Below are 25,735 nucleotides of genomic sequence, written 5' to 3'. Positions count from 1 at the left end.
CTCAAACCCCATCGAACCCGGCAGGCACCTCTGCGAACATCCTGAGCGCTTCGACACCCATGCTCCCAAAACTCAAAATATAATTCTCAAGAGACAATCGGTTACTTAAGAAAGGAAACACGTATCAAAATAATGCAAAACGAATCCAAAAGGAAACATGTAAGTATATTTTATTTCATCATCAAACTGTAATAACAAAAATAAATCGTCCGTGATAACTGCATTTCCGGGAAGTGCTCATACAGGGCCATCATAACCAGCCATCTTCCAAGGAGTTATCACGACGATGAGATCTCGTTACTATCTCTGCGCCACGACCGCTCTGGCCTTAAGCGTTTCCGCCGCTTTCGCCCAGTCTGCCGTCGCGCCACAGTCCAAGAGCCACCGTCACACACAAACCCATAAATCCGCTGCACCAAAAGAAGATGGCCCGTCCATGATGGGCTCCACCTCGCCAACAGATGAAGCCCGATCTGAAACCGTCCGTGTCCAGGGCAGCCGCCGGTCATCGCCCGGCGCAGGTCTGATGGTTCACGAAGATGCGGCAAAATCCCGCTCGACCGTGACACAGGACTTCATTTCCAAACAGACGCCAGGCGTCAACCCGATGCAGCTCATTGCAATGCTGCCAGGTGTGAACACCACCTCCGTCGATCCGCTCGGCCTCAATGGCGGCAACATGACCATGCGCGGCCTGAATGCCAGCCAGATCGGCTTCACGCTGGAAGGTTTCCCGATCAACGACATCGGAAACTACGCCGTCTATCCGCAGGAAATCGTAGACTCCGAGAACCTCCGCTCCATCAATGTCGAGCAGGGCTCCGCCGATCTGGACAGTCCGCATATCAGCGCATCCGGCGGTGCCGTGAACATGTATCTGCTCGATCCGAAGGACCACTTCGGCGGCCATCTGGATGGAACATACGGCAGTTACAATTCCCGTCGCATCTTCGGACGCATGGACACCGGCAAGATCGGCAACACCAACCTCAAGGGTTACGTATCCTTCTCCGCAGCCCATGAAGATTCATGGCGTGGCCCCGGCTCCCAGAGAAAGCTGCACGGCGAAACGAAATGGGTCAATGAATGGGGTCAGGGCAACCGGATTTCCCTCGCAATCGTCGGCAACCAGAGCAACAGCACCCTCTTCCCATCCATGTCGCTGGCAAACTGGAAGAAATACGGCGTCAACTATACCTATACCGGCAAGTGGAACCCCAGCAGCCCCAGCACCAATTACTACAAGCTGCACCAGAATCCCTTTACCAACATCTATGCCAGCGCCCCTTCGACATTCACACTGACCGACCACCTGACCCTCACGGAAACACCCTATTTCTGGTACGGCAACGGTAACGGCGGCGGCGCCTACAGCGAAAGCCTGTCCAGCCAGCAGTACGGGGCCCAAACGCTCTCTGCTTCCATCGGACAGTATAATTCATCCAATACGAAGAGCCTTCTGGTCTACAATCCCTCCAACACACAGACCTATCGCCCCGGCGCCGTCACCAAACTGGCCCTGCATACGGGCGCAAACCGCCTGATGATCGGCTACTGGTTCGAGTACTCCAAGCAGCTTCAGACCAGCCCTTACAGCCTCGTCAACATGGCAACAGGCACCCCGCTGGACGTCTATGGCGGCGGGACGAACATGGTCCTCTCCAACGGCGTCACGGCTGAATATCGTGACACCCTCACCCAGACCCGTATCCACACCCTGTTCATCGATGACAGCCTCTCGCTGCTGAATAATCACCTGACGCTCGAGGCCGGACTGAAATACGCGATGGTCGCCAGACAGGGTCACAACTTCCTGCCAGACACCTCCACCGGCCCCTATATCAACGGAAGCTGGAACGAGCCTCTCCCCGCCGCATCCATCCGCTACAAGCTGAACAACGAAATCCAGCTCTTCGCATCGGGAACAACCAATTTCCGTATCCCGATGAACACGGCGCTCTACGACGCTGGTACATACACGTCCGGCTCAGGCTACAGCACCAAGGCCAATACCAACATGAAACCGGAAATCTCGATTTCCGAAGAAGCCGGCATCCGCTATCAGGGCGCCCTCTTCAATGGAACATTGAGCTATTTCCACTACAATTTCACCAACCGCCTCTATTCCGAGACCGTCGTACAGTCTAACGGGGCCTACTATTCTACAAGCGTCAACGGTGGCAGCTCCCACGCCGATGGCGTCGATTTCGAAATCGGAACGCGCCCCATCCTGTACCACCTCCGCCCCTATATTTCCGCGGAATATATTGACGCCCGAACCGACAGCAACGTCGCTGCTGGCGGCAGCACCAACGATTATGTCCACAGTAAAGGAAAGTTCGCCCCCCAGACCGCAAAGGTTCAGGTGGCTTTCAACCTGGATTATGACGACGGCGCATTCTTCAGTGGTTTCGGACTGAAATATGTCGGCAAGCAGTACGCCACCTTCAATAACGACACCTCCATCCCGGGCTACGTCACGATGGATGTCCATGCAGGCTACCGCTTCCGGAACTATGGCGTCCTGAAGAACCCTGTTCTCAAGCTCAACATCCAGAACATCACGAACAATCACTATCTTGGCTTCGTGAACGGAACCGCCTCAAACGGCAAAGCAACAACCGGCGTCTTCGGCTCCGCAATCGCCGCAGGAAGCACGACTTATTACGTCGCTTCACCTTTCTTCGTCGGCGGCAGCGCAAGCGTGGATTTCTGAAGGCTTCGTGGCAGATCAAGCGCCACCCCAAGCCATGACCCAAAAAAAGGGGCGCTTCCCGCAAAGGAAGCGCCCCTTTTTCACGACTTCAAACCCTCAGAGCGAAGACAGCGCCGGTGGCACCTTCGCCTTGGCCAGAGCCTCCTGCTGACGCTGGGCCAGCACGTTCACGTCGAAGCCCTCGATCAGCTCCTCGAACATCCGGTGCCAGTTCAGCCGCGCTTCCAAACGCAGGAACGCACTCCCCAGCCCGATCGCCGAACGGTCCATCAGCACGAACTCACGCGGCAGCTTCACACCGCCCGTCCGCTTCAGCCCGTCATAGACCTTCTCCAGAACCTGCCGCGCCTCAGCCGGATCATTGCTCTCCTGCATGGAGCACACCCGGTCCGTCATCAGCGGCCGGTAGAAGAACCGCGCCCACTCATTCAGAATGTTCGCCGTCTCGCGCGAAATCCCCTGGAAGCCCCACTTGCTATACGCATGGAACGCCAGCTCCTCGTTGTTCTCCCGCAGCGCCGTGAACAGGTCGATGACCCCTTCCACAAAGCGCGGCGAGAAAATCCGAACAGCGCCGAAATCCAGCAGGTTCAGGCCATAATCGTCCCGCACGGTGAAATTGCCCATATGTGGGTCACCGTGAATGACACCATAGCGATAAACCGGCGTGTACCAGGCCTTGAACAGCGCCGTCGCCATCGCATTCCGGTCTTCCTGCGGCAGGTTCTCGCCCAGGACGGTCCGCATGCTGCGTCCGCTCACCCAGTCCATCGTCAGCAGCCGCCCCGTGGACAGAGCCTCAACCGGAGCTGGCACCGTCACTTCGGGCGTATTCGCGAGCATGTCCCGATACAGCCGCAAATGACTCGCCTCACGCCGGTAATCCAGCTCTTCGCGCAGACGGTCCGCCAGCTCGGTATAGACCTCGTCCTGACGGATCGCGGTCTCGAACTGCCGGTAAATGCCTAGCGCCGCCCGGAACTGCCGCAGATCCGAATCCACGGCCGCCTGCATATCCGGATACTGCAGCTTGCATGCCACTTCACGCCCGTCCACCAGACGCGCCCGATGCACCTGCCCGAGCGACGCTGCCGCCACGGCTTCATGACTGAAGGAGCGGAAATGCTTTTCCCATCCAGCGCCAAGCTCCGCCTGCATGCGACGGCGCACGAAGCTCCAGCCCATCGGCGGCGCATTGGACTGAAGATGCGCAAGCTCTTCCGCATATTCGTCAGGCAGAGCGCCGGGAATGGTCGAAAGGAGCTGGGCCGCCTTCATCAGCGGCCCCTTGAGGTTTCCCAACGCCGACTTCAGGCCCTCTGCATGAACGCCCTTGTCCGTCTTGAAGCCCAGACGGCTGCCCGCCATCCGCGCCGCAATGCCGCCGACCGCGCCGGAGGTCCGCGCCATGCGACGCAGCTCCCCCATGAGGCCGGTGTTGTCGAGATCCCTCGCCATGATGCTCCTCAGTCCTCCTGCTCGAGCTGATCGATCAGCCCCGAGATCACATCCAGTCCTTTACGCCAGAAACCCGGATCTGTCGCATCAAGTCCGAACGGCGCGAGCAGCTCCTTGTGACGCAGCGTCCCGCCCGCTTCGAGCATGGTCCGGTATTTCGCAGCAAAACCCTCTGGTTTTTCCTGATAAACGCCATAAAGCGCATTCACCAGACAATCCCCGAAAGCATACGCATAAACATAGAACGGGGAATGCACGAAATGCGGGATATAAGACCAGTAGAGGTCATAATCCGGTGTGAAATGGAAGGCAGGCCCCAGACTCCGGACCTGAACCTCACGCCAGATTTCCCCCAGACGCTCCGGCGAAAGCTCACCCTTCGCCCGCTCGTCATGGACCTTCACTTCAAACTGATAGAACGCGATCTGCCGGACAACCGTGTTCAGCATGTCCTCGACTTTCGCCGCCAGCATGTGACGACGGCGCTTCGGATCGCTTTCCGCATCCAGCAGGGACTGGAACGTCAGCATCTCGCCAAACACCGACGCCGTCTCCGCCAGCGTCAGCGGCGTATCGGCATTCAGATAACCCTGCTTCTGCCCGGCCAGCGTCTGATGCACGCCATGCCCCAGCTCATGCGCCAGCGTCATCACATCCCGCGGCTGGCCGCGATAATTCATCAGAATGTATGGATGCACCGACGGCACACAGGAATGCGAAAACGCCCCCGAAGACTTCCCCGCGACAGGAGCCGCATCAATCCAGGGATGCGTCAGGAATTTCTGGACGATCTCGCCCAGCGCAGGATCAAACCCGGCATAGGCCGTCCGCACGATCTCCTTGCCCTGCTCCCAGTCGATCTTCCGCGCCTCCACACCCGGAAGCGGCGCATTGCGGTCCCAGTGCTCCAGCTTTTCCAGCCCGAGCCACTTCGCCTTGAGCGCATAATACCGGTGTGCCAGCCGAGGATAGGCCTCGTCCACAGCGCCCACCAGCGCATCGACAACCTCGTCCTCAACCATGTTCGCCAGATTGCGCGCACTGGTGGGGCGCGGATAACCCCGCAGCTTGTCCCCGATCGCCTTGTCCTTGGCGAGCGTGTTGGTAATCATCGTCAGCAGCCGCGAGTTCTCACCCAGCACCGCACTGATCTGCTGCGCCGCAGCCTCGCGCTTCGCACGGTCCGTGTTCGTCAGCAGATTGAACGCATCACCCAGCGGCTTTTCCTCACCGTCGATCGTGACACTCAGCGTCGCCATCGTCTCGTCAAACAGCCGGTTCCAGGCATTCCGCCCCGTCACCGACTTGTCCATCAGCACCTGCTCGACCTCGTCGGAGAGCTGATACGGCCGGTACATCCGCAGGTCCCGCAGATACGGATCCCATTTGCGCATCTCCTGCGCCTCGCAGATCCGCGCCAGCACTTCGTCCGGAATCCGGTTCAACTCCAGCGTGAAGAACATCAGATGGGAGGCCACCTCCGTCATCCGCTCCTGCACACCCTGCGCAAACCGCCCCCAGACCGGATCGGTCGTATGCGCCGCAAAGCCAAGACTGGAGAAAGACCCGATCTTCCCCAGGCCCTCCTCGATCGCCTCATACTCCGCAAACGCCTTCGCAAGCTCCGCGCCCGTCAGCGTCTCCAGACGCCCCTTGTACGTTTCGCAGAAACTCCGCGCCGCCCCGGCCCAGCGGTCAAAATCCGACGCCAGAACCGGATCTTCCGGCGAGGCATAGAGGTCAGAGAGATCCCAGCGGGGAGGCATCTGCTCCCCGGAGGACGAATTCGGCGTGCCGTCAGCGGCAGAAAAGAGCATGGTCATATCCCGACCTTAGAGCCACAATCCCCGCCGTCAAACGGGATGTTGATGACAAATCCGTAGTGTAAAACCTCCCTTCCGCCCGCAACCCCGGATCTTCCGCGCTTCATGCAGAAATACCCCCCCCAGGCATCAGAGACACTGACATCGTTTGAAAACCTGAAGGCGCGAATCGCAGGCCCCGATCTGGTGCGCACGGTCGCCATCCTCGATGTCCTGATCTGCCATGACGGAATCCTGTTCTCGTCCTGGTGGCACCACAGCCTCCCCTTCCATCTGGCGGTGCTCGGCTTCTACGGCGTGATGCTGTTCTTCGTCCTCAGCGGCTTCCTGATCGGCACGATCATGCTGGACCTGCTGGAACGCGGAACCTCCCTGAAAGGCTGGGGCATCTTCCTGCTCCGCCGCTGGCTGCGCACCCTTCCGGCCTATTATTTCTGGCTGTTCGCGCTGCTCATCCCGCTCGCTTATTTTGGCCCTTACGGCGTGCCATGGGACGAAGCCCGGCACGCCCTACCCTGGTTCCTGACCCTGACGCAGAATCTCGGCTGGCCCATGGTCTCGAACTGGTACGGCGTCACATGGTCGCTCTGCGTGGAGGAATGGTTCTACATCGCCTTCCCCGCCCTGCTGCTCACGCTCCTGGCCTGCCGGATCAAACCCGCCACAGCCTTCGGAACCATACTCGCGGCCTTCTTCATCGTCCCGCTCTGCTGGCGCCTGTCGCTCCCCACAGCCGTCAACTGGGACGAAGTCACCAGCAAAATCGTCCCCTGCCGCTTCGACTCGATTGCATGGGGCATTGCCGCCGCCTGGCTCTACCGATGCAAACCCGCCCTCACCCGCTACAGCACACTGCTCGCCACCGCAGGCACCGCAATCGTGCTCACCGTCTGGTGGCGCAACACCGGAGATGGTGCCCTCTGGCCCCCGCGCTTCGGCGCCATGGCTTCATTTGATGTCACGGGGCTGGGCTATGCGCTCTGCATGCCCGCCATGATGCGCCTGCGCACCCTGCCGCCCCTGATCGGCCCGGCAGTCCGCAGCATCAGCACCCACAGCTATGCACTCTATCTGTGCCATCTCCCGCTGGCTTTGGCCGCAGGAGACCTTCAGGCCCGCTACGGCCTCGGCCGCAGACATGCCGTGATCTTCACGATCCTCACCACAATCGGAGGCGCGATCCTGTCATGGCGCCTCGTGGAACGCCCCTGCCTGAAATTCCGTCCCGGTCAGCCTCTTCCATAACCAGCGCAGAGCAATAGCCCTATCGAAAAAAATCCTGAGTTCAGACTTTCATTGAACCAAGACCAACAACAGGATTACCATCCTGCATTTTTACTGTATTCCTGAATATAATTATAAATCTTATCTTTTGTAATTCCGAAATTACATGTTTCATAGTCGATGTGCTTTTTGTAGGTAGAATAAATGCCAAGAGCCATTTCTCCATGAAGAATGCAATTATGTATAATTTGATAATCATAGTCAGAAAATATATTTGTATACTCTTTTTTATCCCACCTTATAAAGGAAGATACCTTCTTTGCCATTGATAATATTTCATTAGACTAAAATATTCCCAATGCTGCCATTTCAATGCTATCAAAAAATTCAAGAACTGTTGCGATGAGATAGCTCCTCAGCGAAGCCATCTCATCATAAGTCAACGTCAGATCACCGACAGTATCGACCATCTTCCTTACGCCCGTCAGGCCGAAAGCTGGGACAGGTCTTCCTGAACGTAGCCGATGATCCGCGCATAATCGCGCGGCACAACATGCCAGAACCGCTCCAGCGTCCGCTCCCAGCAATGCAGCAGATCCGCGGCATAGGTGCTGCCCGTCTCCGCTACATGCCGCTCCACAAGTGCCCGAAGCTCCTGATCCCAGCGGCTGCCGGCCTGAACGCGGTTCCAGATCACCGTATCCGGGTTGATCTGCGCCTCGAACAGCCCCTTCACGTCCAGCACATAAGCCATGCCCCCCGTGAAACCGGCGCCGAAATTGTCGCCCGTCTCCCCAAGGATCACGACCGTCCCGCCGGTCATGTATTCGCAGCCATTCGAGCCACAACCCTCGACCACCGCCGTCGCACCCGAGTTCCGGACCGCAAAGCGCTCCCCCGCCTGCCCGGCCGCAAACAGCGTCCCCGCCGTCGCCCCGTACAGAACAGTATTACCAATGATCGCGCTCTGCTCGGACGCCCACTGCGCTGCCGGTGACTTGCGGACGACGATCGTCGCCCCCGAAAGCCCCTTGCCGACATAGTCATTGGCATCGCCCTCGACCTCGATCTTGAGCCCCTGCACACCAAACGCGCCCAGCGACTGCCCGGCAGATCCCCGCAGCGACAGCGTAAGCTGCCCTTCCGGAAGCTCCTTCATGCCGAACTTGCGCGTAATCAGCCCCGAAACCCGCGTCCCGATCGCACGATGCGTGTTCTGCACCGTGTAATGCAGATGCAGCTTCTCCCGACGCTCGAACAGTGCCGTCGCATCCGGGATGATCTGCCCGTCCAGCGTCTCGGGAACCTCGTTGCGCCCCTCACGGGTGCAGAACCGCGCATGACCACCCGGATCGGCCTGAACCAGAAGCGAATTCAGATCCAGATCATCCAGATAATCCGCACCACGCGACACCTGCCGCAGCATATCCGTCCGCCCGATCACCTCTTCCAGCGACCGCACACCCAGATCCGCCAGAATATGCCGGATATCTTCCGCAATCAGCGTGAACAGGTTGATGACCTTCTCAGGCGATCCCCCGAACTTCTCCCGCAGCTTCTCATCCTGCACACACACGCCCACCGGGCAGGTGTTGGAGTGGCACTGACGCACCATGATGCAGCCCATCGCCACGAGTGCTGCCGTACCGATACCGAACTCTTCCGCACCAAGCATCGCCGCCATGACAACGTCACGACCCGTCTTGATGCCACCATCGGTCCGCAGCACCAGACGATGCCGCAGCCGGTTCAGCATCAGCACCTGATGCGCCTCCGACAGCCCCATCTCCCAGGGCAGACCCGCATAGTGGATCGAAGACTGCGGGCTCGCCCCCGTCCCGCCCGAATGGCCGGAAATCAGGATCGCATCCGCCTTGGCCTTCGCCACACCGGCCGCAATCGTGCCAATACCCGTCCGTGCCACCAGCTTGACCGTGACGGTCGCCGTCGGATTGATCTGCTTGAGATCGTAAATGAGCTGCGCCAGATCCTCGATCGAATAGATGTCATGATGCGGCGGCGGCGAAATCAGCGTGACCCCCGGCGTCGCATGACGCAGACGCCCGATCAACTCCGTCACCTTGAAGCCCGGCAGCTGCCCGCCCTCACCAGGCTTCGCACCCTGCGCCATCTTGATCTCGATCTCGCGGCAGTCATTCAGATACTGCGCCGTCACGCCAAAACGCCCGGACGCCACCTGCTTGATCGCCGAAGACGCATTATCCCCGTTCGGACGCGGCTTCGAACGCTCGGCATCCTCGCCACCCTCACCGGAATCGGACTTCGCCCCGATCCGGTTCATGGCAATCGCCAGCGTCTCATGCGCCTCCGGGCTCAGAGCGCCCAGCGAAATCCCCGGCGCCACCAGACGACGCCGGATCTGTGTGATGCTCTCCACCTCGTCCACCGGAACCGGCGCATGGGTCGGCTTGAAATCCAGCAGATCACGCAGCGCCACAGGCGGCATCTGGCGCACTGCATCCGCATAACGCCGGTACAGCGTAAAGCTGTTCGCCGTCACCGCACTCTGAAGCATGTGCACAAGCTGCCCAGAGAACGCATGCGTCTCACCCTGACGGCGCAGCTTGTAGCGCCCACCGACAGGCAGCGCCTCGACCTTCCGGTTCCACGCCGCCGCATGCGCACCAAGAATGTTGCGCGCAATCCCCGGCAGACCAATCCCCGAAATCCGCGACGGCATGCCCGGGAAGAACTCGGCCACCAGCGCACGGGACAGCCCGATCGCCTCGAAATTATACCCGCCACGATAGGCCGAAATGATCGAAATGCCCGACTTGGACATGATCTTCAGCAGACCCTTGTCCACGGCCTTGCGATACCGCTCCATCGCCTCCCGCAGCGACATCTTGCCAAACAGCCCACGCCGCAGCCGGTCCGCCACGCAATACTGCGCCAGAGCCGGATTGACCGTCGTCGCGCCAACACCAATCGTGACAGCAATCGCATGAACATCGATCGCCCCCGACGTCCGCACATTCAGCGACGTGAACGTCCGCAGCGAATTGCGCACCAGGTGGATATGCACGGCCGCAGTGGCGAGGATCATCGGAATCGCAACGCGCGTCGCATCCGTATTGTCATCCGTCAGGAACAGATGTGTGCACCCGCCACGGACATGATCCTCCGCCTGCGCCCGGATGGACGCAATCGCCGCCCGCAGACCTTCCTCGCCCTCTGCAGCCGGGAAGGTGCAGTCGATCACCCCCGCATTCTCACCACAGACCTTCAGCAGCTCGTCGAACTCACCGATCGTGAGCACAGGGCTCGGCAGCTGCAACAGATCGCACTGTTCCGGCGCCTGATCGAGAATATTCCCCAGATTGCCCAGCCGCGTGACCAGACTCATCACCCGCGTCTCACGCAGCGAATCAATCGGCGGATTCGTAACCTGGCTGAATCCCTGACGGAAATAATGCGCCAGCCCGCGATAGATCGTGGACAACACCTGAAGCGGCGTATCATCACCCATCGACCCCAGAGCCTCGGCCGCATTCTCCACCATCGGGTGCAGAATGGTCTCCAGCTCCTCATGCGTCAGACTGACCGCCACCTGATGCCGCCGCAGCAGATCCGGATCGAGCGCCTCAGGCTCAACCACATCCCGCACAATCGGCTCGATATCGCGGATGCGCTTCACCCAGCCCCGGAAATCCTGACGCGACGCCAGCATCTCCAGCAGCTCCTCGGACTGGTAAAGCCGCCCTTCCTTCAGATCCAGCGCCAGCGTCTGCCCCGGACCAAGCCGCCCGCGGCTTTTGACGCGCGCATCCGGCACCCGGACCATCCCGGTCTCGGAGCCCACGATGAGCAGCCCGTCCTGCGTAATGCTGTAACGCAGCGGACGCAGCCCGGCCCGATCCAGCCCCGCCACGACCCATCGCCCATCCGTCGCACACAACGCCGCCGGACCATCCCAGGGCTCGATTACCGCATTGCAGTACCGAAACAGCGCCCGCGCCGCATCCGACATCGCCGAGTTCGCACCACCAGACGCCGGCACCAGCATCGTCTTCGCCATCGGCGCATCCCGCCCGGCGAAGGTCAGCAGCTCGAACACATTGTCCAGCACCGCCGTATCTGAACCCGCAGCCTGCACCACAGGCTTGAGATCCGCCATGTACGGGTCCAGATCCGGATGCGCGAGCCGCGTCTCATGCGAGCGCATCCAGTTCGTATTGCCCGAAATCGTGTTGATCTCGCCGTTATGCGCCACCTTGCGGAACGGCTGGGCCAGCTTCCAGGTCGGGAACGTATTGGTCGAATACCGCTGATGGTAGATCGCAAACCGCGACACAAACCGCTCATCCAGCAGATCCGGATAAAAATCCGTCAGGTTTTCGGCAAGGAACATGCCCTTGTAGATCACCGAGCGGCAGGACATCGAACACACATACAGATCAACCTGCTGCGCCGTCGCCTGCTTCTCAATCCGCCGACGCAGAACATAAAGGTCGCGCTCGAACTCGTCCTCGGACCGGCCAAGCCGGTTGCGGATCATGATCTGCTCGATCTCCGGCCGCGTCTGGTTGGCCTTCTCGCCAATGCACGCCGTATCGATCGGCACCTGACGCCAGCCATAAATCCCGTACCCGAAGTTCAGGATCTCCGTCTCGATGATCTGACGGCCCCGCTCCTGCGACCCCAGATCGGTCTTGGGCAGGAACACCATGCCCACCGCAATGCGGCCGTCAATCGTATCGTCGCTGGAGCCGTTATGGATCGCCTCGGCAAAGAAATCCTGCGGGATTTCCACATGAATACCCGCGCCATCGCCAGTCTTGCCATCCGCATCCACCGCACCGCGATGCCAGATATTGCCCAGCGCCTCGATACCCGCCTGAACCACACTGCGCGACGGCTTGCCGTCCAGCGCCGCGACCAGACCCACACCACAGGAATCGCGCTCCTGCGACGGGTCATACAGCCCCTTCAGACGCTCGACGTTCTCGGCATACTCGCGGATGAAATCGTTATTCTGTGTCATTCCGCGGCCTCCAGAGCACCGGTCATTGTTTCAGTCAGATGATGATGGATCGCATCGGCCGCATCCCGGCCATCCTTGATCGCCCAGACAACCAGGCTCGCCCCGCGCACGATATCGCCGCCGGCAAACACACCCGGCAGGCTCGTTGCAAAGCCCCCCGGCGGCACCGTCAGCGTACCCCAGCGCGTCACGGCCAGCTCAGGCGCATTGAACTGCCCCGGCAGATCTTCGGGATCAAAACCCAGAGCCTTGATGACCAGATCGCCCTCGATCACGTCATGCTGCCCCGTGCCCTCGATGGACCGGCGCCCCGACGCATCCGGAGCCCCCAGACGCATCCTCAGCACCCGCACACCCGACACGCTGCCGTCACCAAGGAATGCCTCCGGCGAGCCCAGCCATTCGAAATGCGCGCCTTCTTCCTCGGCATTGTAAACTTCCTGCCGCGATCCCGGCATGTTCGCCCGGTCCCGACGGTAAACACAGGTCACCCGCTCGGCACCCTGACGGATCGACGTGCGCACGCAGTCCATGGCCGTGTCACCACCGCCAATCACCACGACCCGACGCCCATTCGCATGAAGGGCTGCGTCCTCGCCCGGATCTTCGTCATAGCCGCGACGGTTCGATGTCGTCAGGAAGTCGATCGCATCGACAACACCCTCAAGCCCGGCCCCCGGCACCTTCACATCGCGCGAGCGATACACACCCGTCGCCAGAAACACCGCATCATGCCGCGCCCGCAGATCCTCAAGCGCCGTCTCGCCCTCGCCCGAACCAACAGGCGTGGAGAGATGGAACACGATCCCCTGCTCCTCCAGCAGCGCATGACGCCGCGCCACCACATGCTTTTCCAGCTTGAAGCTCGGAATCCCGTAAGTCAGCAGCCCGCCCACACGGTCCTGACGCTCATAGACATGAACCTCATAACCCTGCGCCCGCAGCCGCTCCGCACAAGCCAGACCCGCCGGCCCGGACCCCACGATCCCGACACTCCGCCCCAGATCCCGATCCGGAAGCGCAGGCTTCACCCAGCCCTGCTCGAACGCATTTTCGGTAATGAACCGCTCGACAGCCCCGATCGTGACGCTCTCGAAACCCTTGTTAATAACGCAGTTGCCTTCGCACAGCCGGTCCTGCGGACAGATGCGCCCGCAGATCTCCGGAAACGTATTCGTCGCGGACGACATCTCATACGCTTCCTCAAGCCGGTCCTCAGCCGTCAGCTTCAGCCAGTCGGGAATGTTGTTCCCCAGCGGACAATGCACGGAGCAGAACGGAATCCCGCACTGCGAGCAACGCGACGCCTGCTCTTCCGCACGGCTGCGCGCGAACCCACGGTAAATCTCCCCGAAATCCTGACGGCGTTCGTGCGCATCGCGCTTCTCGGGAAGCACCTGGGGGTGGGTGACGAACTGCAACATGCGTTCGGCCATGCGTCGTGTCTCCTGCAAAACATGCCCGCCCGACCACAAACCCCGGACGCACATCAGACCTGTCCGAAAGCAGCTATTCCGTCACTTTATCCAATAACAGTCAGTGACACTGACCTTTCAGGAAGATTATCCCATCTCAGCCTCAGGAACGGGATTTTTCATCCAATTTATTAGGTCCGATCCGGACCATACACCCTCAATGCCCGCGTCAATCAAGGGCACATTGGCCCCCTCCTGCAACCGCTACACCTCACCCGTTCACGCATGGGGACATCCTAACCGAACATCCCGGCAATACATTCTCTATTGCCCCTGAGGCCACGGCTGCTGATTGTAGATCTGCAACTCCAAATCCGACATATGCATATGGCATATCTAGAGCCAGTGACCTTATCCCATTTACTCAGACACGAGATCGAATCGTCTGGCAAAACCTTGTACTTCACACAGAGATTATCGCCAGCAAGGTAATATTTATTGCCAATCATAACCGGGACTGGCTTCTGCGCACATCCTGAAGTCAGTAGTAAACAACACAGAATGGCTAAAGAAATTTTCCGCACCAGCTTTGCTCCACCAAGTCCAGGGCTGAACTCCTGCCTGAAACAGGTCGCAACAAGACGTTACGTTGCCGTTCAGTCCGCCGCAAGTTTTCCCGGCGGACACCCCCAATCAAAGTGGAAAATCTTCGCCCCATCCCTCGCAGGGCAACAGCCCGTTATTTACGGAACCGCCGCCAGCTCTCACAAATACTGCCCTTCAGATAATCCGGCACCACACTCCGCATCGCCGTCGGCGTAATCCCGAGCGACTGGAGATCATCCGCGCCCGGCTGCACCACATTATCCAGCCCCATCATCACAACCTGATCCCGCGTCAGCAGATGCCCCGGCAACGGCTCCAGGATTTCCGCCTCGAGCTTCGCCACACAGTCCGGCACCGGCAACAGGAAGCGACGCCGCCCCGAAGCCTCAAGCACGAACGCCATCAGCTCTTTCATGGTCAGCACATCCGGCCCACCCGCCTCGACCGTCATGCCCGCACGCTCCGGCGTCACCAGCGCCATCGCCGCCCGCGCCACATCCCCCACATAAACCGGCTGGAACCGCGTCCCCGCCGCAAACACCGGCAACACCGGCGAGAGCTTGGCAATCAGCGCGAACATGTTGAAGAAACTGTCCTCGGGCCCGAAAATCACCGAAGGCCGCAACAGCGCCGCTTCCGCAAACACCTCCCGCACCACACGCTCGGCCAGCCCCTTGCTGCGCCCGTAATTTCCCGGCGACTGTATCGAAGCCCCGATGGCGGACATGTGCAGATACTGCTCCACCCCCTCGCGCCGAGCCACCAGCGCCGCCAGCCGCGCCCCTTCCACATTGACCCGATGCATCGCCTTCACATCCGGCGACATGATCGACACGAGATTGACTCCCGCATCAGCCCCGCTGAACAGACGCTCCAGCGAGTCCGCGTCATTCACGGACGCTTTGATGAATTCCACACTCCCGTCACCCGGAAAGCGGGCCAGCGCCTGATCGCCCTCGGGATTGCGACTGCCGACACGCACCACATGCCCCGACGCCATCAGCCGGCCCACCAGTTCGCGGCCAACAAAGCCCCCGCCGCCCAGAACCGCCACAACGCGCCCCACGGACTGCGCGCCCCTGTCCGGCCCGCTCCCCTCATAAATCCCGTCATCCATGCCGCCACCGGTCCCCTCTACGGAAAAATTTGTACGCATTTTTGCTTTTCTTTCAGTTTGGCTGTTGACGCCCCACACGTGCAGGGGTAAACGCCTCTTCACCGAGCCGGGATGCCTCAGGAAACTGAAAAAACCCGGTGCTTTCTGAGCCCAGATGGCGGAATTGGTAGACGCGCAGGTTTCAGGTACCTGTGTCCGAAAGGACGTGGAAGTTCGAGTCTTCTTCTGGGCACCACAGACGATCAGGCGACATATCGCCTCGATCCTCTGGTGATCAAAAAAACTTGGTGACAATAGAATGAGCCAGCAGAACGCCATCCATCTTTATGACGGCGATCTGCCAGACGACTTCGATCTCGGCCCCCTTGTCGCCATCGATACCGAGACCATGGGTCTCAACCCCCATCGTGACCGCCTCTGCCTCGTCCAGCTCTCAGCGGGCGACGGTGAAGCCCATCTCGTCCAGATCAAGCCGGTCTCCATGGGCGGCCGCGGCTATGACTGCCCGAATCTCAAGGCCCTCCTGACAGACGATTCCGTCACCAAGCTGATGCATTTCGCACGCTTTGACGTCGCAGTCCTGCAGAACGCCTTCAACATCACGATCCCGTCGGTCATCTGCACCAAGATCGCCGCCAGGCTGGTCTACACCTTCACCGACCGCCACGGCCTGGCCTATCTGTGCCGCGACCTTCTGGGTGTCGAAATCTCCAAACACCAGCAGAGTTCGGACTGGGGCGCACAGACCCTCACCCCCGACCAGCTCCGCTATGCCGCATCGGACGTGCTGTATCTTCACGCATTGTGGGATAAGCTCGAAGCCATGCTGATCCGTGAAAACCGCCGTGACCTCGCGCAGGCCTGCTACGATTTCCTTCCGGCCCGCTGCCGACTGGACCTCATGGGCTACGAAGAGCCCGACATTTTCTCGCACCGCGCCTGATTTCCGGCCTGGCCTGAACATGCACCGTCCGTCGCCCCGCCCCTTCCGTACTGCGCTCGATTCGGCGCTCCAGACCGTCTCCATCGAGCGCGAAGGTCTTCAGGCCCTCGAACATGCCCTCGCCGGCCCGCTCGGAGAAGCCTTCTGCGAGGCCGTGAACCGCATCGCCGAAAGCGAAGGCCGCCTGATCGTCACCGGGATCGGCAAATCCGGCCATATCGCCCGCAAGGTCCAGGCCACCCTCGCCTCCACCGGCACACCGTCCCTTTTCCTGCACCCGGCGGAAGCCGCCCACGGCGATCTGGGCATGGTCGCCCCCGGCGACCTGATCCTGGCCTTCTCCAATTCCGGCGAAACCACCGAACTCGCCGCGATTCTGGCCTATGCCGCCCGGCAGAACCACTGCGTGATCGCCATCACCTCGGTCGGCACCTCCGCCCTGGCCCGCGCCGCCGAGATCCCGCTGGTCCTCCCCACCAGCACCGAGGCCTGCCCGATGGGCCTGGCGCCCACAACCAGCACCCTGCTGCAACTCGCCCTCGGCGACGCGCTCGCCCTCGCGCTGCTTCAAAAACGCGGCTTCACGGCCCGCGATTTCGGCGCCTTCCACCCCGGCGGCCTCCTCGGCGCCCGCCTGCGCCCCATCAGCGACCTGATGCACACGGGAGACGCCCTGCCTCTCGGACAGGGCAGCCTCCCGCTGCGCTCCGTCATTCTCGAGATGACACACAAGTCATTCGGGTGCATGGGTGTGACTGATGACAATGGTGTACTTCAGGGCCTCATCACGGACGCCGACCTGCGCCGCGCCCTCTCCGGTGACCTCGACACGACCACGGCGAAGGACGTCATGAACGCCGCCCCCGTCACCGCCACCCCCACCACGCTGGCGCAGGACGTGCTGCAGCTCATGAACCAGCGCGAGCGCCCCATCACGAGCCTCTTCATCGTCGATGAAGACCGCCGTCCCACGGGCATCGTCCACGTCCACGACCTCCTGCGAAGCGGCCTGTCATGAACGGCCCCAACCCGGACGCTCCCGGCCCCAACGCTCCCGGTCCCAACGCTCCGGGTTCCGAAAACGGCGAGCCCCGCATCCGCCGCGAGGATTTCGATCCCGACCGCGCCGAGAGCCTCGCCCGCCTCGACAGCCTGCGCCGCGCAGCCTTCCAGCGCATCCGCCAGGCTCCCGACGCCGAACAGCTCGCCCGCCGCCGCTCCCTTCTGGGATTCGCCAAATGGGCGCTGCCGGGCCTGGCCCTCGTCCTGCTCAGTTCCATCGCCGCCTGGCCCGAGATTTCCCATCTCATGAACCAGAACCGCGCCGCCCTGAAGGAAATGGCCCGCCTGCGCGTGGAAAGCGGCAACATGGAACAGGCCACCTATCGCGGCCTCGACGCCCATAACCACCCCTACATGATCACCGCCCGCACCACCCACCAGCAGGGCCCCGATCGCGTGGACCTGGTCGATCCCGTCGCCGACATCCAGCTCTCCGGCAATTCCTGGGCCCATATCCGCTCCGACCGCGGCGTCTACATGCAGCACGAACAGACGCTCGATCTCGACGACAACGTCGTGCTCTACCGTGACGACGGCCTCCTCATGAACGGCCCCTCCGCCGATCTGGACCTTAAGGCCGACGTGATCGCATCCCGCGACTGGGTCCACGCGGAAGGCCCCTTCGGCCGGCAGGACGCCCAAGGCTATTTTCTGGACCAGCATGCAGGTATCATGCAGTTTACAGGACCGGGACTGACGGTCCGCAACGATGACAACGGCCCTCCGAGTGCGGCGGCCCGCCTGCACCTGCAAGGACTGAAGACCGAAAAATGACCCCCCGCCCCGCAGCCCTCCTCCCCCTCCTCATCGCCCTGCCGCTCGCACTTCCCCCCGCCCCGGCGCATGCGGACGGACTGGACATGTCCCACGGCGAAGCCGTCCAGCTCTTCTGGAAAAAAGAAGAGATCTACGACCGCAACGCCCAGACCGTGACGCTTACGGGCGGCGCGCGGGCCGTGCGGGGAGATGTGACGGTCGATGCGGATACGCTGATCGGATATCTGCGCAAGAAAACACCGCCTCCGGGGCAGCCTGCTCCTCCACCACCCCCGGCCAACGCCAAGGATAACAGCGGCGACCCGATGGGAGGCTCCCTTGAGCTGTACCGGATCGAGGCTCGCGGCAACGTTCATATCTACAACCAGACCGATCAGGGCTGGGGCGATCATGCCCTGTACGACATGGACCAGGCGGTCATGGTCATGACGGGCAAGCATCTGAAGCTGACGACCCCGCAGGACGTCCTGACGGCACGTGACGTGATGGAATATCACTCGAAAACACGCATGTCGGTTGGCCGGGGTGACGCCACTGTCACCACCAATGACGGCAAGCAGGTCAAGGCGGACGTACTGGTTTCCTTCAGCAAACCCAGCGATGCCCCGGCCCCCGGCACGCCGCAGTCGGCCAAGCCGACACAGGCCGCCGATTCCTCCAATCCAATGGGCGGCGGCGCCTCGAAGCTCGACCGCGCCTATGGCTGGGGCCACGTCGTCCTGCGCACCCAGACCCAGACCGGTACCGGTGACCGCGGCGTCTATGTTTTCGATACCCAGATCGCGCGCCTGATCGGACATGTTCATGTCACGCAGGGCCAGAACCAGAACAACGGCTCGCAGGCAATCGTGAACATGAAGACCGGCATTGCAACCATGCTGCCGGGCACGGACTCGCCCATCCAGGGGCTCGTCGTGCCGAACGAGGCCAACAGCAGCCAGGCACCCAAGTGACAGACAGCTACATTCCCTCTTCGCCGCCTCCAACGGGTCTCGTCGCAAGCGGCATCGGCAAGTCGTACAAGAAGCGCGCCGTCGTCAAGAACGTGTCGCTTCAGGTACAGCGCGGCGAAGCCGTCGGCCTGCTCGGCCCGAACGGCGCCGGCAAGACGACCAGCTTCTATATGATCGTTGGCCTCGTGCAGCCCGACACCGGCACCATTACGCTGGACGGCGCCGACATCACACAGCTTCCGATGTATCGCCGCGCGCGCCTCGGCGTTGGCTACCTGCCGCAGGAAGCCAGCATTTTCCGCGGCCTGAACGTCGAACAGAACATCATGGCGGCCCTCGAAGTCGTCGAGCCCGATCCGGAAAAGCGCGACCTGATGCTCAACGGTCTGCTGGCCGAATTCGGCATCACCCATCTGCGCCGCTCGCCCTCCTTGGCACTATCCGGTGGTGAGCGTCGTCGTCTGGAGATCGCCCGGGCGCTCGCCAGCCAGCCGAACTACATCCTGCTCGATGAACCTCTCGCCGGCATCGATCCGATCGCCGTCGGAGAAATCCGTGATCTTGTCTCGCATCTGAAGGATCGTGGCATCGGCGTGCTGATTACGGACCATAACGTCCGCGAAACGCTCGAGGTCATTGACCGCGCCTATATCATGCATGGCGGTCAGGTGCTGATGGAAGGCACCCCCGAAGCCATCGTCGCGAACGAAGACGTCCGTCGGGTCTATCTCGGAGAGAATTTCTCGCTGTAACATGCCGGGATGCTTGTCCCGGGCCTGATCCAGCGTCAGTCGCAGTCTCTCGTCATGACGCCCCAACTGCGTCAGGCGATTGCGTTGCTGCAATATACGCAGGCCGATCTTGCCCAGCATCTCCGGCAGGTCTGCGAAACCAACCCGCTCCTCATCCTGGAGCCCGGCGATACAGCTCCTGAAGCCGCACCCACGTCGGAAGACTTTCACGACGACGACCCGGACCGCTTCACCACCGCCTCCGACCGCCCGGAAGCCGCCGCCCCGCTTCCGTCCGACCGCGACGAGCTGATCCTCCAGATCCGCCACTCCATCCCCCCGAAGGAGCAGCACGCCGCCTTTCATCTGCTGGACAGTCTCGACGAAACCGGCCGCCTCCCCGTCTCCGTTACGGACCTTGCCGCCGAACTGGGCGTGGACGCACCGAAACTCGAAGCGATCCGCCAAACTCTCATGCATCTCGAACCCGCAGGTCTCTTCGCCCGTTCACCCGAAGAGTGTCTGGCCGCCCAGCTTCGGGTCCGTAATCGCCTCGATCCCGCGATGCAGACCCTGCTCGACAATCTGGATCTGCTCGCCCGACGGGACTGGCGCAGACTGCGTGAAAAATGCGCTCTCGATCAGGATGACCTGCTGGACATGCTGGCCGAGATCCAGGCCCTCGATCCGCGCCCTGGCCTCAGCCTGCCACCCCCCGCACCGCCTATTGAACCCGACCTGATCGTGCGCCCCAATGGCGCCGGATTCCGCCTGACCCTCAACACGCGCCTGCTGCCAGCAATCCGGCTCGACGACACACTGCGCGCGCAGATCGATGGCCATACGGAAGCGGGCAGGATACTGCTGGCCTACGCAGGCGAAGCAACAGCCCTCATCCGCGCGTTGCACAGTCGCAAACAGTCGCTCCTGACCGTCGGCCGCGCCATCGTCCAGCATCAGGCTGCCTTCCTGCGCGATGGCCCCACCGCGCTCCGCCCCCTGACCATGCGTGAAATTGCCGAACGCACGGAACTGCACGAAAGCACCATCAGCCGCATCGTCAGCAGCAAATATATCGATACGCCCCGCGGGACTGTTCCGCTCAAACTGTTCTTCTCAACCGCCCTGACATCCGAAGACGGCACCACCCAGAGTGCCCATGCCATCCAGCATCGCCTCCAGGCATTGGTAGCCGCCGAGGGTGACAACGTCCTGTCCGACGACGCTCTGACAGCCCTGCTGCAAAAGGAAGGATTTTCCATCCAGCGCCGTACCGTCGCCAAATATCGCGAAGGTCTCGGAATCGCGAAATCCAGTCAACGGAAGAGACTACGCCGCACGTCCTGAGAAAATGGGCCAGTTCTGCTTCCGACCAATACGGTTGGCGACAGAGCATTTTTCGATATCTCTATTGAAAATCATTCATGTCAAACCATGTTTAACAGACAGACGGCAGCCGTTATGGGTGCTGAATTGACAGGAATATTTCTAATGTCCAACGATCCCGTTCCCCACGAATCCTCAAGCCTTCATCATCTTGCCGAAAAGGCGCACCGTCAGCCCAAGCTGCTGACGAAAAGCGAAGTCGAGGAACTGGCTCATTTCGTTCTCAAGGGCGCTGAAGGCGCGACCGAGGAGCAGAAGGAAATCGCCAAACGCGCCCTTCGCAATCCCGAAGGCATCGAAAGCGCCGACATCACGGCTCTCGCCACTCAGATCCTGACACGGAAGTAAGACCATGACCGGCCATTCCCACGCACTCCCGCCCCAGCAGAAACTCGAGCAGCGCCTGAAGGAAGTCGAACGCGACCTCGCTCGTGCTGAGAAATCAGATCCGGAGCGCATCCATGCTCTGAAGGCTGAAATCAAGAAAATCCAGTCTGAACTTCAGGATTGATACTTTGCGCGGTAAGAGACACGTCAAAAACTGTCTTTTCTTTTTGTAGAAATGTCCCTTTCCGTCTTTAAACCGCAGGTCTGCTCTCGCCACTTTACAGACATGTTTCCTCATCCCGAGGGTTCCGGTAAACAGACGTCAGTTACCTATATAAGAGCCTGTTTGGAAAATCAGGAGTGAGCATTCCTGCGCATGGAATTGGCGCTCATGGCGACGAAGATCATGGCCTGTGACACGTCGACGCGGCGCTCGTCATCACGTCCGAGCCGCCGCCTGCAGGTCATCCAGCCGCAAATCCTTTCGACCATCCAGCGTCGCGGGGGCGGATGATCTCAACGATGCAATCCAGATAAGTCGCCTTGTCCATCAACGTCAGGCGATCATAGGCGTCATCGGCGAACAGATGCTTCCACCCATGGCCAACGCTTGCGGATTGCATCCAGACTCATCTGAGCTCTGGCACTGTCGGGGATATCGGCCGGCATCAGATTGACCATCAGGAGGCGCCCGTCCGTATCGACAGCAATATGGCACTTGCCTCCAACGACCTCCTTGCCGGCATCATACTCCCTTGCCTTTGCATGAGGCGCCTTGATACTTTGGCTGTCGATCACCGCCGCTGTTGGACTGGCCTCACGGCCTACATGCTCTCTGTCGAGCATCCGTTCAACGTCATGAATGGTCTGGAACAGGAACTGTCGCACCAGTTCGCGGAACCAGCCATAGACCGTGCGCCAGTGTCCGAAGTAGATCGACAGCATGCGCCAACCGCAGCCTGACCGAACAAGATAGCGCACCGCATTGATCACTTTACGGAATTCGACCTCCCATAGGCGGCCACATCCAGAGCCTGAAACACATCAGAACGATTTTTCAAACAGGCTCCAGCACGGTCCATACGTAGTCCGGCATCAGCAAGTGTCTGGTGGTTTAGTGCTACCCGGAGTTACGCATACTTGGGCCGTGCTTTGTCACCGGCTCCCGAAACGGGCGCGGGCAGCCTCCGTCACCGGCGTGAACAGGCTGATGATCGTGCCCTCGGGATCACGGAACTGGGCCGTACGGTTACCCCAAGGCAGCAGTTTCGGCGCAATCACAACGTCCACTTTGTCTTTCAGACGCGTGAACTCGGCATCCACGTCATCAACCCTGAATTCCAGGATGGCCGTGCGATTGGCACCCGGTTCGGCACTCCCTTCCAGAAACAGCGCTACCGTCTCGGCACTCCCGATCGCAAGTGTCGCGCCAGGGGTTACGATTTCGGCAAACTGGGGCGCAAGCCATTCGGCAGACTGCCCGGTCACCAGTTCGTAAAAGGCCACCATCGTGGTGATGTCGGCGGCAATCAGACGTATGGAGGCAAAGGTCATCGGTCGGTTCCTGCGGAGGTTGTGTTCCCCGCCTTTTGGCACAATCATGCTGACAGCATTCTGTCAGCATGATTGCAGAGCCTTTGCGCAGCACCGATCGCCTTTTTCAGATCATCCAGATTCTGCGTCGGTCGTCCCGCCCCGTTACGGCGAGAATGCTGTCCGAAGAACTGGAAGTCTCGATCCGCACGATTTACCGCGACGTCGCGCATCTGACGGGGCAGCGCGTCCCCATTTCAGGTGAAGCTGGCGTTGGCTACGTTCTGGGGACCGGATATGACATGCCGCCACTCGCATTGCTCCCGGCTGAACTTGAAGCAATCGTTCTGGGAGCGCAGTGGGTAGCGGCCCACGGCGACAAGACGCTGTCACGCGCCGCATTGGACGTTCTCGCCAAGGTTGCTGCGGTTGTACCCGCGCCCTTACAGCCGCTTATCAGCACTCCAAGCACAGCCGCGAAACTGCCTCTCGATGCATCACAAGACATGGCTGACAGGGTGAACCAACCGAGCGTACAGTATGGCCGGTCGTTCTCGGTTATTCGGACATCACATGCATGTTGATCGCCTGGTGCGAGCTACGTCAGGACTTCCGCCATTTCCGTACGGACCGGATATACGCGGTAGAAATGCTGGCTGAGCAGATAGACGAGCCTCGTTCCCGATTGCTCCGGCGCTGGAGCGCGCGACGCACATCCGAACTTGCAAGGCTTATGAGTTCAGCAGGTTGATCGTTTTCTGCCTCATTCCAGCCATCCGTTCGGTCATGGCCCGTTCCACAAAACAGACCTGGCCATGACGAGCAGAAAGAGAGCCGGCAGTGGAAATGATCTGCTCAGGAGGGAAGTACTACGCTTTTCCCACCATCGGCCATGGCGATCGACCCGACCATGAAGCTGGCCTCGTCGGATGCGAGAAATGCGATGACTTTGGCGATCTCCTCTGGCTGAGCCGCACGTCCGATGGGAGCATGTTTGCCAGACTCCGCAAGGGCTGATGGGCCATCCGCATGAATATGGTTGAGAATATTGGTCACGGTATCTCCCGAGCCCACTGCATTCACCCGGATCCCATGACCGATTGCTTCCACGGCCAGTGCCCGGGTGAACTGGGCAAGGGCACCCTTTGACGCGGCATAGGCTGCGATCGAGGGAAAGGTCTGGAAGCAGGCATAGGACCCGACATTGACGATAGCTCCGCTACCGTTCGGGATCATCGCACGCATCGCCTCACGCGAGTGCAGGAACACGCCCCGGATATTGACGGCGAAGATGCGGTCCCAGTCCTCAGCAGTCATGTCCACGACCAGCTTGTTGATGATGATGCCGGCATTGTTCACGAGAATATCCAGCTGACCGAACTGCTCGACCGCCGTTGCCACGGCAAGCCGGGCAGCGCCTTCTTCTGTCACGTCCCCGACGAGCGGGACGATGCCAGGTCGGGCAAGGGCGTTGACACCGGGATCACAGTCCTCCGCGATCACCGAGGCACCACGCGCATGAAGCAGCTCCACAGTCGCACGACCGATCCCGCTTGCAGCGCCGGTGACAATCGCGGCCTTGCCTGCAAAATTGCCTGCTGTGTTTTCCAGACCCATACAAACCTCCTGTGATGTCGAGGACATCATCTGGAGTGATCGGATCATAAGTTTAATACCGGATATTCGGGATGGGTTATACGGCTGGGCAGGTACAATCTGTCACGACGTCTTCGCACTGCGCACGGCGGCAATGAAGGTCTTCACCGCAGTCGAGCGATGACGATGCGGGGGATAGTAAAGCGCAAAGCCTGGAAAAGCGGCGGAATACTCTGTCAGCAGGGGAACAAGATAACCGGCCTCGATGAGTGGCTGGACTTCGCTCTCAACCCATAATGCGATACCCGCACCAGCAACGGCGGCATCAAGTGCTGCCCGCTGATCATTGAAGGTCAGTGGACCGGAGACGGCCACGGAGAACCAGACGCCGTTTTCGCAGAATTCCCAGTTGTACAGGGCAGCATGCCCCGGCCAGCGGAAACCGATACAGAGATGATCGCGGAGCTCCCGCGGATGGCGTGGTGCTCCGTGCTGATCGAGGTAAGACGGGGCGGCAGCGGCGGTCTGCCGCAAACCGGGCTGAAGCGGGAACGCAATCGCATCCTGATCCAGCATCTCTCCAAGCCGTATGCCGACGTCGAACCTTTCCTGTACGATGTCCACTCCAGCATCATCGATCTGCACCTCGACGCTGATCCGGGGGAAACGTCGGACAAAGTCAGGCAGGAGCTGCTTTAGAAAAAGCTCGTAACCAAGGCGTTGGGCGTGAACCCTCACCGGACCAGCAATTTCGCCGCCCATCGCACCGGCCTCGCTTAAAGCGGCTCCGATTTCTTCGAACGCCACTCCGAACCGCGCCGCCAGACGCTCCCCTGCGGGCGTGGGGCTGACACTGCGTGTTGTTCGGTTCAGAAGCTGAACGCCAACATAGTCTTCCAGTCGGCGGATTGTCGCACTCAACGCCGAACGCGACACGCCAAGCTCTCTGGCAGCGGCAACGAAACTGCCTCGATCGATAATACAGCACAGGGCGCGGAGGTCAGAATAATAGCGGTCAGACATATCCTTCTCTAGCACAAAACCAGGTTTTTCCGGTTCGGTC

At 60.6% G+C, this 25,735-nt stretch carries 20 protein-coding genes, 1 tRNA gene and 1 pseudogene; 13 read left to right on the top strand and 9 right to left on the bottom strand.

Translation table 11 applies throughout. The features are described 5' to 3' along the window. Positions 1 to 286: 286 nt before the first annotated feature. Positions 287 to 2,716 (top strand): TonB-dependent receptor, encoded by a 2,430-nt coding sequence (locus HKD27_RS01865; RefSeq protein ID WP_194688125.1) that lies wholly within the window; start codon positions 287 to 289, stop codon positions 2,714 to 2,716. 96 nt (positions 2,717 to 2,812) lie between these two features. Here HKD27_RS01865 and HKD27_RS01860 read toward each other — a convergent pair whose 3' ends face one another. Together HKD27_RS01860 and HKD27_RS01855 are read right to left on the bottom strand one after the other, a co-directional pair. Continuing rightward, positions 2,813 to 4,174: an AarF/ABC1/UbiB kinase family protein gene (locus HKD27_RS01860; RefSeq protein WP_194688126.1), complete on the bottom strand. Its 1,362-nt coding sequence runs from the start codon at positions 4,172 to 4,174 to the stop codon at positions 2,813 to 2,815. An 8-nt stretch (positions 4,175 to 4,182) separates the two neighbouring features. Beyond that, entirely contained in the window at positions 4,183 to 5,991 is a 1,809-nt protein-coding gene (locus HKD27_RS01855) for a M3 family oligoendopeptidase (RefSeq protein ID WP_194688127.1), read from the bottom strand. A gap of 111 nt (positions 5,992 to 6,102) precedes the next feature. On the opposite strand from HKD27_RS01855, the gene HKD27_RS01850 reads away from it, so the two are divergent. Further along, positions 6,103 to 7,242, top strand: coding sequence for an acyltransferase (locus HKD27_RS01850; RefSeq protein ID WP_194688128.1), 1,140 nt, complete (start codon positions 6,103 to 6,105; stop codon positions 7,240 to 7,242). A 463-nt stretch (positions 7,243 to 7,705) separates the two neighbouring features. On the opposite strand, the gene gltB is transcribed toward HKD27_RS01850, so the two are convergent. The 3 genes from gltB to HKD27_RS01835 form a co-directional block, all read right to left on the bottom strand. Continuing rightward, entirely contained in the window at positions 7,706 to 12,226 is a 4,521-nt protein-coding gene (gltB, locus tag HKD27_RS01845) for a glutamate synthase large subunit (RefSeq protein WP_194688129.1), read from the bottom strand. Then, positions 12,223 to 13,662, bottom strand: coding sequence for an NAD(P)-dependent oxidoreductase (locus HKD27_RS01840; RefSeq protein WP_194688130.1), 1,440 nt, complete (start codon positions 13,660 to 13,662; stop codon positions 12,223 to 12,225). Before HKD27_RS01840 ends, gltB begins: the two co-directional genes overlap by 4 nt. 718 nt (positions 13,663 to 14,380) lie before the next feature. Next, the gene (locus tag HKD27_RS01835; RefSeq protein ID WP_228518240.1) at positions 14,381 to 15,403 is read right to left on the bottom strand and encodes a complex I NDUFA9 subunit family protein; all 1,023 of its coding nucleotides are present in this window, start codon (positions 15,401 to 15,403) and stop codon (positions 14,381 to 14,383) included. Positions 15,404 to 15,512: 109 nt separating this feature from the next. On the opposite strand from HKD27_RS01835, the gene HKD27_RS01830 reads away from it, so the two are divergent. From HKD27_RS01830 to HKD27_RS01790, 9 genes are all read left to right on the top strand, one after another. Next, a tRNA-Leu gene (locus HKD27_RS01830) sits at positions 15,513 to 15,599 on the top strand. Positions 15,600 to 15,662: 63 nt separating this feature from the next. Beyond that, positions 15,663 to 16,307 carry a ribonuclease D gene (locus HKD27_RS01825; protein ID WP_011253367.1) on the top strand — a complete coding sequence of 215 codons (645 nt, stop codon included), beginning with the start codon at positions 15,663 to 15,665 and terminating at the stop codon, positions 16,305 to 16,307. Positions 16,308 to 16,326: 19 nt separating this feature from the next. Further along, positions 16,327 to 17,325 carry an SIS domain-containing protein gene (locus HKD27_RS01820; protein WP_194688363.1) on the top strand — a complete coding sequence of 333 codons (999 nt, stop codon included), beginning with the start codon at positions 16,327 to 16,329 and terminating at the stop codon, positions 17,323 to 17,325. Then, a complete protein-coding gene (gene lptC, locus HKD27_RS01815; RefSeq protein WP_228518241.1) occupies positions 17,322 to 18,143 on the top strand; it encodes an LPS export ABC transporter periplasmic protein LptC in 822 nt (273 codons plus the stop codon). The genes HKD27_RS01820 and lptC overlap by 4 nt, the downstream gene beginning before the upstream one ends. Then, positions 18,140 to 19,099 carry an LptA/OstA family protein gene (locus HKD27_RS01810; protein WP_194688131.1) on the top strand — a complete coding sequence of 320 codons (960 nt, stop codon included), beginning with the start codon at positions 18,140 to 18,142 and terminating at the stop codon, positions 19,097 to 19,099. Before lptC ends, HKD27_RS01810 begins: the two co-directional genes overlap by 4 nt. Continuing rightward, positions 19,096 to 19,851 carry an LPS export ABC transporter ATP-binding protein gene (lptB, locus tag HKD27_RS01805; RefSeq protein WP_011253363.1) on the top strand — a complete coding sequence of 252 codons (756 nt, stop codon included), beginning with the start codon at positions 19,096 to 19,098 and terminating at the stop codon, positions 19,849 to 19,851. Before HKD27_RS01810 ends, lptB begins: the two co-directional genes overlap by 4 nt. Before the next feature lie 9 nt (positions 19,852 to 19,860). Then, positions 19,861 to 21,177, top strand: coding sequence for an RNA polymerase factor sigma-54 (gene rpoN, locus HKD27_RS01800; RefSeq protein ID WP_194688132.1), 1,317 nt, complete (start codon positions 19,861 to 19,863; stop codon positions 21,175 to 21,177). A gap of 144 nt (positions 21,178 to 21,321) precedes the next feature. Next, on the top strand, positions 21,322 to 21,564 hold the full coding sequence (locus HKD27_RS01795; RefSeq protein WP_011253361.1) for a hypothetical protein: 243 nt from the start codon (positions 21,322 to 21,324) through the stop codon (positions 21,562 to 21,564). A 4-nt stretch (positions 21,565 to 21,568) separates the two neighbouring features. Beyond that, positions 21,569 to 21,727: a hypothetical protein gene (locus tag HKD27_RS01790; RefSeq protein WP_194264693.1), complete on the top strand. Its 159-nt coding sequence runs from the start codon at positions 21,569 to 21,571 to the stop codon at positions 21,725 to 21,727. A gap of 170 nt (positions 21,728 to 21,897) precedes the next feature. On the opposite strand, the pseudogene HKD27_RS01785 reads toward HKD27_RS01790, so the two are convergent. Further along, positions 21,898 to 22,566 (bottom strand): annotated as a pseudogene (locus tag HKD27_RS01785) (IS5 family transposase); the annotation flags it as partial. A gap of 132 nt (positions 22,567 to 22,698) precedes the next feature. Beyond that, a complete protein-coding gene (locus tag HKD27_RS01780) occupies positions 22,699 to 23,097 on the bottom strand; it encodes a VOC family protein (protein ID WP_194688133.1) in 399 nt (132 codons plus the stop codon). A 68-nt stretch (positions 23,098 to 23,165) separates the two neighbouring features. Here HKD27_RS01780 and HKD27_RS01775 point away from each other — a divergent pair, with 68 nt between their 5' ends. Both HKD27_RS01775 and HKD27_RS16325 read left to right on the top strand, forming a co-directional pair. After that, entirely contained in the window at positions 23,166 to 23,660 is a 495-nt protein-coding gene (locus tag HKD27_RS01775) for a YafY family protein (RefSeq protein ID WP_228518242.1), read from the top strand. Then, complete coding sequence (locus tag HKD27_RS16325; RefSeq protein WP_231748079.1) at positions 23,654 to 23,827, top strand: WYL domain-containing protein; 174 nt, start codon at positions 23,654 to 23,656, stop codon at positions 23,825 to 23,827. Before HKD27_RS01775 ends, HKD27_RS16325 begins: the two co-directional genes overlap by 7 nt. A 104-nt stretch (positions 23,828 to 23,931) precedes the next feature. Here HKD27_RS16325 and HKD27_RS01770 read toward each other — a convergent pair whose 3' ends face one another. Together HKD27_RS01770 and HKD27_RS01765 are read right to left on the bottom strand one after the other, a co-directional pair. Continuing rightward, positions 23,932 to 24,693, bottom strand: a complete 762-nt coding sequence (locus tag HKD27_RS01770; protein WP_194688134.1) for an SDR family NAD(P)-dependent oxidoreductase — start codon at positions 24,691 to 24,693, stop codon at positions 23,932 to 23,934. A 102-nt stretch (positions 24,694 to 24,795) separates the two neighbouring features. Further along, complete coding sequence (locus HKD27_RS01765; RefSeq protein WP_194688135.1) at positions 24,796 to 25,695, bottom strand: LysR family transcriptional regulator; 900 nt, start codon at positions 25,693 to 25,695, stop codon at positions 24,796 to 24,798. Positions 25,696 to 25,735 lie beyond the last annotated feature (40 nt).

The organism is Gluconobacter sp. R75690, assembly GCF_015244525.1.
Lineage (GTDB): Bacteria > Pseudomonadota > Alphaproteobacteria > Acetobacterales > Acetobacteraceae > Gluconobacter > Gluconobacter potus.
The sequence above is the reverse complement of the archived record's forward strand: the minus strand, read 5'-3'. Positions and strand labels throughout refer to the sequence as shown.

Excerpts from the sequence above, each read along its gene's own strand:
- HKD27_RS01820 (WP_194688363.1), top strand. The coding sequence starts at position 16,327 with ATGCACCGTCCGTCGCCCCGCCCCTTCCGTACTGCGCTCGATTCGGCG.
- rpoN (WP_194688132.1), top strand. The coding sequence starts at position 19,861 with ATGCTTGTCCCGGGCCTGATCCAGCGTCAGTCGCAGTCTCTCGTCATG.
- HKD27_RS01790 (WP_194264693.1), top strand. The coding sequence starts at position 21,569 with ATGACCGGCCATTCCCACGCACTCCCGCCCCAGCAGAAACTCGAGCAG.
- HKD27_RS01825 (WP_011253367.1), top strand. The coding sequence starts at position 15,663 with ATGAGCCAGCAGAACGCCATCCATCTTTATGACGGCGATCTGCCAGAC.
- lptC (WP_228518241.1), top strand. The coding sequence starts at position 17,322 with ATGAACGGCCCCAACCCGGACGCTCCCGGCCCCAACGCTCCCGGTCCC.
- HKD27_RS01795 (WP_011253361.1), top strand. The coding sequence starts at position 21,322 with ATGTCCAACGATCCCGTTCCCCACGAATCCTCAAGCCTTCATCATCTT.
- HKD27_RS01860 (WP_194688126.1), bottom strand. The coding sequence starts at position 4,174 with ATGGCGAGGGATCTCGACAACACCGGCCTCATGGGGGAGCTGCGTCGC.
- HKD27_RS01770 (WP_194688134.1), bottom strand. The coding sequence starts at position 24,693 with ATGGGTCTGGAAAACACAGCAGGCAATTTTGCAGGCAAGGCCGCGATT.
- HKD27_RS01840 (WP_194688130.1), bottom strand. The coding sequence starts at position 13,662 with ATGGCCGAACGCATGTTGCAGTTCGTCACCCACCCCCAGGTGCTTCCC.
- HKD27_RS16325 (WP_231748079.1), top strand. The coding sequence starts at position 23,654 with ATGTTGATCGCCTGGTGCGAGCTACGTCAGGACTTCCGCCATTTCCGT.
- HKD27_RS01765 (WP_194688135.1), bottom strand. The coding sequence starts at position 25,695 with ATGTCTGACCGCTATTATTCTGACCTCCGCGCCCTGTGCTGTATTATC.
- HKD27_RS01855 (WP_194688127.1), bottom strand. The coding sequence starts at position 5,991 with ATGCTCTTTTCTGCCGCTGACGGCACGCCGAATTCGTCCTCCGGGGAG.
- HKD27_RS01850 (WP_194688128.1), top strand. The coding sequence starts at position 6,103 with ATGCAGAAATACCCCCCCCAGGCATCAGAGACACTGACATCGTTTGAA.
- HKD27_RS01775 (WP_228518242.1), top strand. The coding sequence starts at position 23,166 with ATGATTGCAGAGCCTTTGCGCAGCACCGATCGCCTTTTTCAGATCATC.
- HKD27_RS01865 (WP_194688125.1), top strand. The coding sequence starts at position 287 with ATGAGATCTCGTTACTATCTCTGCGCCACGACCGCTCTGGCCTTAAGC.
- HKD27_RS01810 (WP_194688131.1), top strand. The coding sequence starts at position 18,140 with ATGACCCCCCGCCCCGCAGCCCTCCTCCCCCTCCTCATCGCCCTGCCG.
- gltB (WP_194688129.1), bottom strand. The coding sequence starts at position 12,226 with ATGACACAGAATAACGATTTCATCCGCGAGTATGCCGAGAACGTCGAG.
- HKD27_RS01835 (WP_228518240.1), bottom strand. The coding sequence starts at position 15,403 with ATGCGTACAAATTTTTCCGTAGAGGGGACCGGTGGCGGCATGGATGAC.
- HKD27_RS01780 (WP_194688133.1), bottom strand. The coding sequence starts at position 23,097 with ATGACCTTTGCCTCCATACGTCTGATTGCCGCCGACATCACCACGATG.